This window comes from Rubinisphaera margarita (genome assembly GCF_022267515.1).
Taxonomy (GTDB): domain Bacteria; phylum Planctomycetota; class Planctomycetia; order Planctomycetales; family Planctomycetaceae; genus Rubinisphaera; species Rubinisphaera margarita.
The window spans coordinates 401,615-409,891 of record NZ_JAKFGB010000021.1 but is presented as its reverse complement, the minus strand read 5'-3'; the positions used below and the strand labels follow the sequence as shown (position 1 = coordinate 409,891).

At 54.0% G+C, this 8,277-nt stretch carries 10 protein-coding genes and 1 pseudogene; 2 read left to right on the top strand and 9 right to left on the bottom strand.

Annotation, left to right across the window (positions count from 1 at the left end):
• The 8 genes from L1A08_RS21300 to L1A08_RS23105 all read right to left on the bottom strand — a co-directional run.
• Nucleotides 1-1,469 (bottom strand): hypothetical protein (locus tag L1A08_RS21300; RefSeq protein ID WP_238758603.1); only part of this gene is annotated, 1,469 nt, incomplete at its 3' end.
• Between the two features lie 566 nt (nucleotides 1,470-2,035).
• Nucleotides 2,036-2,446: a transposase gene (locus L1A08_RS21295; protein WP_390896942.1), complete on the bottom strand. Its 411-nt coding sequence runs from the start codon at nucleotides 2,444-2,446 to the stop codon at nucleotides 2,036-2,038.
• A 23-nt stretch (nucleotides 2,447-2,469) separates the two neighbouring features.
• Nucleotides 2,470-2,823, bottom strand: coding sequence for a transposase (locus tag L1A08_RS21290; protein ID WP_238758598.1), 354 nt, complete (start codon nucleotides 2,821-2,823; stop codon nucleotides 2,470-2,472).
• Nucleotides 2,824-2,963: 140 nt separating this feature from the next.
• Complete coding sequence (locus L1A08_RS21285; RefSeq protein ID WP_238758596.1) at nucleotides 2,964-3,578, bottom strand: imm11 family protein; 615 nt, start codon at nucleotides 3,576-3,578, stop codon at nucleotides 2,964-2,966.
• A gap of 61 nt (nucleotides 3,579-3,639) precedes the next feature.
• Entirely contained in the window at nucleotides 3,640-3,816 is a 177-nt protein-coding gene (locus tag L1A08_RS21280) for a hypothetical protein (protein WP_238758594.1), read from the bottom strand.
• Between the two features lie 214 nt (nucleotides 3,817-4,030).
• Nucleotides 4,031-5,091 (bottom strand): IS3 family transposase gene (locus L1A08_RS21275; RefSeq protein ID WP_238758592.1). Its coding sequence is split into 2 segments (ribosomal slippage): nucleotides 4,031-4,839 and nucleotides 4,839-5,091, totalling 1,062 coding nucleotides; the frame shifts between segments, so codons are not numbered across the junction.
• A gap of 123 nt (nucleotides 5,092-5,214) precedes the next feature.
• The gene (locus L1A08_RS21270) at nucleotides 5,215-5,817 is read right to left on the bottom strand and encodes a hypothetical protein (protein ID WP_238758590.1); all 603 of its coding nucleotides are present in this window, start codon (nucleotides 5,815-5,817) and stop codon (nucleotides 5,215-5,217) included.
• Nucleotides 5,818-5,826: 9 nt separating this feature from the next.
• Nucleotides 5,827-6,225, bottom strand: a complete 399-nt coding sequence (locus L1A08_RS23105) for a putative toxin (protein ID WP_390896941.1) — start codon at nucleotides 6,223-6,225, stop codon at nucleotides 5,827-5,829.
• A 581-nt stretch (nucleotides 6,226-6,806) separates the two neighbouring features.
• Here L1A08_RS23105 and L1A08_RS21265 point away from each other — a divergent pair.
• Nucleotides 6,807-6,959 carry a hypothetical protein gene (locus L1A08_RS21265; RefSeq protein WP_238758588.1) on the top strand — a complete coding sequence of 51 codons (153 nt, stop codon included), beginning with the start codon at nucleotides 6,807-6,809 and terminating at the stop codon, nucleotides 6,957-6,959.
• Between the two features lie 175 nt (nucleotides 6,960-7,134).
• Nucleotides 7,135-7,335 (top strand): annotated as a pseudogene (locus tag L1A08_RS21260) (IS701 family transposase); the annotation flags it as partial.
• Between the two features lie 404 nt (nucleotides 7,336-7,739).
• Here the strand turns inward: L1A08_RS21260 and L1A08_RS21255 are convergent.
• The gene (locus tag L1A08_RS21255; RefSeq protein WP_238758587.1) at nucleotides 7,740-8,264 is read right to left on the bottom strand and encodes a hypothetical protein; all 525 of its coding nucleotides are present in this window, start codon (nucleotides 8,262-8,264) and stop codon (nucleotides 7,740-7,742) included.
• Nucleotides 8,265-8,277: the final 13 nt, after the last annotated feature.

Genomic DNA, 8,277 nt, shown 5'->3' with positions numbered 1-8,277 from the left:
AAGTAACGCCCCAGTCGCCTTAACAAGTCGTCGGGAGTCTCACCCTCGCTATCCTCGGAATCACTCTCATCTGCGGCCGTAAATGTCAAGGAGGCAACGGACACCAGAGTTCTTAGAAAACTCGAAATTCGCCAATCGTTCGCGTCTTGCTCTTGTGGGGTGTCAAGTTCTCGTGGTTCATCGGACGATACGGACGGGATAGCCACCGGTGGCTCCGGCGCCTTCGCCGCGTTCTCTCCTACTTTAGCAGCCACTTCCGGAATCTGAAACTTTGCTCCTTGGGCCATCGAGTTCGAAGGCCCCGGCGGGGGCGATTCCGCCTGGCCGGCTTCCGTTCCGTCGTCCACCGGGATAACTTTACGAATGGAATAATCATAAGCAATAGCACTGACGATGTTTCCGTCTGCGTCATAGAGATTGCCGACTACTGCTCCATGCCCAAATGGTCCTACGTCATGGACCTTAAAGACACCATAGCCGACGTAAACGTCATCGGACTCATCTTCCGGAGTGTCGTTATCGTCGTAGTAATATTCATACCAAATTTGATCTAGATCTTGGTACTCCGTCGGGCATTCGCAGTTGCAAGAATCAGATTCGCCATCCAACTCGCCGCCGGTCGTTCCATCACCTGTCCCACTGTCGTCACCTGCTGGTGTTGGCACCTGCTGCGTGGACTCCCACGCCGGCAGAAGGTTGTTGGCAGGTGCCGGGTATCCGTCCTCTTCCATTGAGAACTGGGGGTGCTGTCGACTTGCCGGTCCCGATCTGTCCCAGATGTCGAATCCCTCATAGTCGTCTGTGGAGCCGAGTTTCTGGGCGTTATTGGTCTTCTGAAGCATTGCGTTTGGAAAACGAATGCTCACGTCAAAGCCGGCCGGTTGATGCGAGTTATCGATCGCCGACTCAAGGGCCTGGATGCTTGGCTCAACCTGTTCAGTCAACTCCGGAACGGCCAGGCCATCATGGTATTCGGCCGGAGCCGTCCAGTTCGAGCTGTCATCATAGTAGAAGATGTCTTCCTGCTCGTAGATGCTCGGATTCGACAGCGGGGGTTCGTAGAAATGCTCTTCGTCGAACATGCCCATCATTTCGCTGGGACTCACCGCACGTTTCGCACCCGTCGCCGCCACGCCGGTCACGGTGTAATCGATCTTGCCATCGTCGCCGTAACTCCCCTCGGCGTCGACACTGATACCTCCAGTGGCAAACTCGGAATACGACATGGCATCGTACCCGTCGGCCGCATCAGCGTTCTCATGCTGGTGCTGAAGTGAGATTCGGTCCAGAACAGTCTGTCCAAGCGTCTCTTTGACCGAGTTCTTGCCGCCCGGGTAATTCGAAATCTCGATCTCGGACTTGTAGGCAGCCGTATGAGTTCTGCCTCGGGAGCCGCTGGACTTTAGCGGCAGCTGATTCGAAACCGTTCCCCGAACGTTCCACTCAAACTCCGAGTCGATCTGGACCATGTGGAAGTCGTCTGCGAGGACTTTGCGATCGACGCGGCCGTCGCGAGCCTTGATCTCCACATAGTCATCCCAGCGGGCGTAAACGTGTGTCCGATACATCAGAACCGCGGGATGGCCGGGAGGTTTATCTCCGGGTTGCGGAGCAACAAGCAGTTGCCCATGGACGGACTTCTGTCCATCATGCGTCCAGTCTCAATGAGAAGAAAACTGCGTCTTACCGGTCTTCCGGTCTTCCTGTCTGACACCCTCTCCTGTTCAGGACGGAGCCGTGATCCCTCCACGTCTGAAATCGGGCGAGACGGGCATTTCTCGAGACTTTCCGAATGACGGGCGTATTCTTGAGACCGTGTTCCGGCCTGGCGAGAACCCCGATCCCGGTCCTCTGCTCCATCCGATGAACTTCACGCGCACCGGCCGACGTCCGGAGTGCAGATATTCATAGCTCTCTGCAGGGAAGCTTTCACGAATGGCTCAGAGAACAACGGGCAGTGCGGGAAGGACTTTGGCTTGGCGAGAGCGATGCCGGGGGCGTGAAACGGTAATTGACAGACAACCTAGAACCAGTTTCATAACCGCTTGAGGATAGTGAACATGCAGGCGAGTTGCCAGAAGCCTTCGAAGAGGTGCCAGTGGTACTCCCAGCGAACGTTAAGGCGGCGGAAGTGTGTCATCCAGGCGAAGCAGCGTTCGACCTGGTAACGAAGTTTGTAGTAGGCCTGATCGCGAGCGAGGAGTCGCCGAGCGCGGGTTTCATTACGACGTCGACGATAGGGAGCAATGAGTCGTAAGCCATGCCACCGAATCTGCTCGCGCAGTTGAGCGGAATCGGCGGCTTTGTCGTAGACCAGCCGTTTACTGCGGGAAGTCTTGCGACGACAACATCTGAGCAGAGGACGAATCAACTTCACTTCCGCTGGTGACGCCGAATGCAGTTGGACGCCGACCGGCAGCCCGTTGGCTTCGGTGAGCAGCATCACCTTACTTCCCTTGCCGACTTTCGTCAGGCCGACTTCATCGCCTTTTTTTTTGAGGCACAGAATGTTCCATCCCCGATGAGCGTGGAAAGATCAAGCTGCCCGAGTTCATCCAGTTTCTCGAGCAGGACTGACCAGGCTTTGAGAAACGCACCTGATTCCGTCCAGTTGCGAAAGCGTCTCCAGCAGGAGCAGTAGGAGGGATACTCAGCGGGTAAATCTTTCCAGCGGGCGCCGGTCGTGAGCACCCACAGGATGCCTTCCAAGCACCTGCGGTTATCGACTTCCGGTCGTCCACCGAGCGATGAGCGAATTTTCTGTGGAAAGAACGGTTTGATCAAATTCCATTGTTCGTCCGTCAGGACAATTTTCGAATCCATCCTGGATCCCAACATCGAGTCAGCAACAGCCGACTGGTGGGATCGCGGTAACATGTGCAAAACTCCTTTCGAACGCGGGAGCGAAGCACACATCATGCCATTGCAAATTGTTCACTGATTTCACACTTGTGAAACTGGTTCTAACGTGTTGGTTCAGCCGCAGATTCCCACGGGAAGAAATCGTAATGGTCTTCAGCAGTGGGAATGAAGACCGCTCCAACCAAGCCTTGTTCGTGGAAGGTCGTTCGGAACCGATCACTGGTGATCGGTCCATTGCCGCCACGTGGAAAGAAGATGTCGTCGCCGTTCCACGTCTCTTCCTTGATGACAAGCCGATCATATCGCTTGAGCGTATCGAACAAACATTCAGGGCAAACTTTTGATTCGTCCTGCCACACATATCCCGACGCTCTTTGATCGATCATCGTCGGGCTTCGCACGACGGTCGCTTTGAAGTAGCGGGGAGCCGGTTCTGTTGGCTTGACACGGCGGTGGACCACCTTGACAAGATCAACCGGCTCAATGCTCTCCAACCCACGCAACTCGTGATGTCGAAATACGTCCACAAAGCGTTCGGAAACGATTAATACATCACCGATGTCAGCAACATCACCGTAATGCTTGCCCCAAGACTCCAATTCAACTCGATACGGCGGCAACCATTCAAGCATCGACAGCGGACGACTACACGTGGGACAGCGAATACAGTCGCCTACGTTGAATCCCTCTTCTTTGATGGCATCGGTTCGTCCCATCCGGTCTTCGGGACTGTCCGCTTCGGGTTTGCGGAGAACAAAGAACATCACAATTCCTTCCCTAATTAAAATCCATTCGGGAATCGTTCACGAAGGTCAGGCTGGTTGTATCGCCAACGAAGCCAGTCCTCGAATTGTTGAGGAGTCGCATTGCGGTTTTCTGGTCGTCGAAGCCAATTGACGACTTCATCATCCAAATCGCGGGGCCATCGTTGGTAACCCCGATGGGCAGCGTCATCGATGGCTTGAGTCGTGAATCTCCGATCACGGGGCGAGATGGTGGGATGCCTGAAAAAGTTGTATCAGGTGTTATGAAGGTTGATTTGGGTAAGTTCCGCTGTGCTGCTGGGGTCATGGCGTGCCCCAAGATCCTGCCCCACCGTTAAGAGAGTATCGATTGGGTATGACCTGCTCCCGAAATCTGCACCAACCAATGTGAGAAAATCACGGCTTCATCTGGCTAGGTTGCCCAGAGCGCTGTGGAGTCGGTGCTCGTTATAGTCCACTCGCCAGGATTCTATCTTCTCCTGAGCATCTTCCAAAGATAAGAACCAGTTTTCGTTCAGGCATTCCGCTCGGACGCTGCCATTGAATGACTCGATGAACGCGTTATCTGTAGGCTTTCCGGGCCTGCTGAAGTCGAGCGTTACCCCGTTGGCATACGCCCACTGGTCCAGGACCTTCGACGTAAACTCCGGTCCGTTGTCCACGCGAATCGATTTGGACCGCGCCCGATTCATGGCTATTCGCTCCAGGGCCGCGACAACTTCCCGGCCCCGCATTCGAGAACCAAACTCGATCGCCAGACTCTCACGAGTAAAGTGATCGACTATCGTTAACAGACGAATCTGGCGGCCGTCGAACAGCTCGTCGGACATAAAATCCATCGCCCAGCAGTCGTTGATGCGAGTCGCCGCCGGGCGATCCACGCGGGTTCGGCAGCTCACGCGGCGCCTGGGTTTCTTGGTGCGCAAACCCAACTGCTCCTCGCGATAAAGCCGATAGATCCGCTTCGCGTTCACAGCCCATCCTTCCCGGCGTAGCAACACGCACAAGCGACGATAGCCATAGTGAACTCGGGTTGCAGCCAGTTTTTTCATCCGCATTCGCAGAGCGGCCTGCTCATCCTTCGTCGATTTGTAGCGATGACTCGAACGAGCCAGGCTCACCAAACCGCAAGCACGACGCTCGCTGATTCGGCAACACGCTTTCGCTCCCTCGACACATTCACGAAGGCGGGCAGGCTTCAGAGCTTTTTTGCCAGGATATCCTGCAGAATCTGCTTATCGAGGCTGAGGTCGGCGACCAGAGACTTCAGTCGCTTGTTCTCCTCTTCGAGCTGCCTCAACCGGCGCAGCTCCTCAACGCCCAAGCCAGCAAACTTTTTCTTCCCGCGGTAGAAGGTCTGCTGGCTTACACCGATCTTGCGACAGACCTCCTCGATCGGAGTTCTTGCCTCGGCCTGCTTCAGCGCAAAAGCAATCTGCTGGTCCGTAAACTGTGACTTCTTCATGGTCGTCGTGCTCCAAAATCTGACGACCAGATTCTAACCCATTTCTTTCATTGCCAATGGCTCAGTTTTTCGGCTGCAGGTCACTAATAACTATGGCTTATAACTACTCCGCCACTCATCAGGCTAACGTGAGACAATATTAATCGCCTGCACGGCGCTCTCGCCCATGACGGGATGTCCAACGAGAGGTTCAAGGATCGCAAGGGCTGCTAGTCTTGGACAGTGAACAAGTGCCAGCGGCAGGAACTCTCGGCTGCGACCGTTCTCGTCGTCTTCCATAAGCTCGCAAACCTCGTGAGCTTCTGCAAGAGTAGCCGTATGAGCAATCGCCGCCCCCAACAACCACTTCATCTCAGATTCTGGGTCGGATTCGTCCCGAAACAGCCTGATGAGTGGCCCGGGTGGTGCCACACCCCAAGCCTCTGGCGTAGATAGCGCGCGAACAATGCCTTCACGCACACGGGGCTGATGCTTCTTCTCAAGGTGTTCCGCCAATATGGGGATAGCAGTAGCGTAACTTTCTTCCATATTTACAAAATCCCAAACCGACTTGATCGGATGCCCGGCAGCGTGGCACTTTGCAACTAACTCCTTTTCGTCTGCATCTAGGCTTCGTCGCCACTCTCTCCATTCTCTCTCCTTCCCCTGCATCATTTCCTGATACTCTACATTCTTGCGCAGATACTCTAGAAAGTCAGACGGACCATCTTTTCCACTATTTCTCATAGTCATATCCTACAGTCCAGAAATAATCCTTAATATGATATCGCCGCTTTCAATTTCTTCTCTCAGCGGTCCAGACAATCCATAGCGAGCGGTTCCTTCTGGAACGTGCAATTCGAACCTTCTAGAAGTTTGCTTCGCATAATCGGCAAAGTCTCGGAGTTGTCGCGAGTAGCTCAAGCGTCGGACATTTTTGACTTCGGAGATAACGTCGTCGGTTAGGCCATCAGGAATCCGATTCCGCCCATTGACCTTGATTTTTTTGGTATTCTTTTCGATCCCAGAAAAAGCCTCGCCAACCTTGCCGAGAGTTGTTGGTTTCGGGGTAAAATTGGGGTTCAGAATCGGCAGTTCTGTGCTTGGTACCGTTCTAGCACAACTTGCGGCTCTTCGGACTACCTCCCCTTTCAAGACGGAGTTACGAACCCTACGCGCCGCCTCCAAAGTTTGTACTGAAGTGCTGGCAACGACTTACAGCAAATGCGTCTCGAATGGTCCCCCCTAAACCGAACCCGACGGATACGAACTCACGACTGGTTGGTTAACAGAAATCAAGGGCTGCGCGCATTTTCGAGACTCTCCAAATGACGCGCGCGTATTTTTCAGAGCGCAATCCGGCCTGGCGGGAACCCCGATCCCGGTCCCCTGCTCTGCCATATAAACTCGGCGCACACCGGCTGACGTCCGGGGTGCAAATATTCTTCGCTACCTGCTGGGAAGCTCCTTTGACACAGATTTCAAAGGTCGAACGCCATGCGACGCACTCTGCACCCGCTGTTTGTGATGCTGGCCTCTCGGAGAACGTCGAACAGGCTGGCGATCAAGATCGTGTCACGGGTTTTCCGAAATCGCCACGCCAACATCATCAACCAAGGTTAATGCGGCCGTCAATGGAGAAATGTGATTGCCGGCATTCTCGGACACCGCTGATTCGTCTCCGACCGGCTCTGTGACACTCGCTGAGCTATTCGAAGCAGTCAGCGACATCAGGGGTGAGTTTCGTCAGGCTGGCCGCCTACATCGTCGATACCCAGGCTGACCGAATCGTACTCCAGATCGGCGTGCGTCAGACCGACCGCGTCCAGTACGGTCATGCGATCCCGCAGTTCGACGATGTTCTCACCCCCAGGTGGTTGGACAGCTGAATCGTGCCCTCATTGACGAGGTGCAACGGCCGATTCCGCGAGCCACTTGAAATAGGCCCGGAACCCCTCGTCCCATTCGGTAACAGGTACCAGAAATACGACAATTGCCATTCGCCACGATGGAGGCTGTGTCTTCATTGGTATCCGTTCGACCGTTGTTGCCTTTGACGATCGCTTCCCTCGCGGGCTGCTGGTGCGTCGGTCTTTAAGCGCCTCGGAAGATTTGGCTTACTACTACACTTTTAGCCCCAAGCGGACTCCACTCTCGCGACTGGTGGAGATTGCCGGAAGTCGCTGAGCGATCGAGGAATGCTTTGAGCCAAGCAAACAGGAAACCGGCCTGGACGAATACGAAGTCCGTTCGTGGCATGGCTGGTAGCGGCACATCATGCTCTCGGTGCTGGCTCACGCGACCTGTAGGTGATTCGTTCCCGGCAAGGCGGAGAACTTCCCACAAAAGCGACCAGTCCCTGATTCCGCTGACGATTCCGGAAGTCCGCCGACTGCAGGTCGAGATCATTCTGAAGCAGGTGGCCCTGCTGATCGTGCGATCACCTGGTCAATCTGGTGGCGGCACCATCAAGGCGTTGCGCAACTGTGTCACTATCGAAAGCGAGGCCCCGCCCTGTGGGTGAAGTGCAACTGTAGTACCAGGAAAACGAAGAGGCAACCCATTGGAGATCCCATGCTTGTCCCTATCAGCATGACCTCCGCCAACTGGCTCCCGAGATGCAGGCATGAAATCATCAGTGTTGAGTGGCACCTGGCGTAATTCAAGGTTCATTTTCTGTCGACATAACGTTCCCACAACTCTACCATATAACGTCGTTCAGATTCATTGTTAAACTCTAGATCCGTGTATTCCTCAAAATATATCTTCCTTGCCGTGTCCAAAGTGCAGCGGTAAGAACAAGAAATAAAATTGCTATCTCCACATAACATGTAGTACTTATTCGAATTGTGCTTGTAATAAACAAACAACTCACTGACTGATGTCAAGATAGCAGTTCTCCATGTGTTTCTAAAGTTATATTCCAGAATCGCATCCCGAGATACGTGTACGCGCTCGACATCTGGATTCGCCTTGAATTCAAATGCGATTCCGACCACTTCCTCATCCCCAAGTCTGTCAATTGCGTCGGCCAGCCACTCTGCTTTCATCGAGTCCAATACATCAGGAACAGGAAGAGACCACCAGTTCATTTCTCGCAGTGCCTTTATTGACATCTCCTCATTTGCGTCGATCCACTTTCTCATGAATTGCCCACACCACCCATCTATCCGTGATCTTTCACTTTCACTCATCTTACACTTCCTT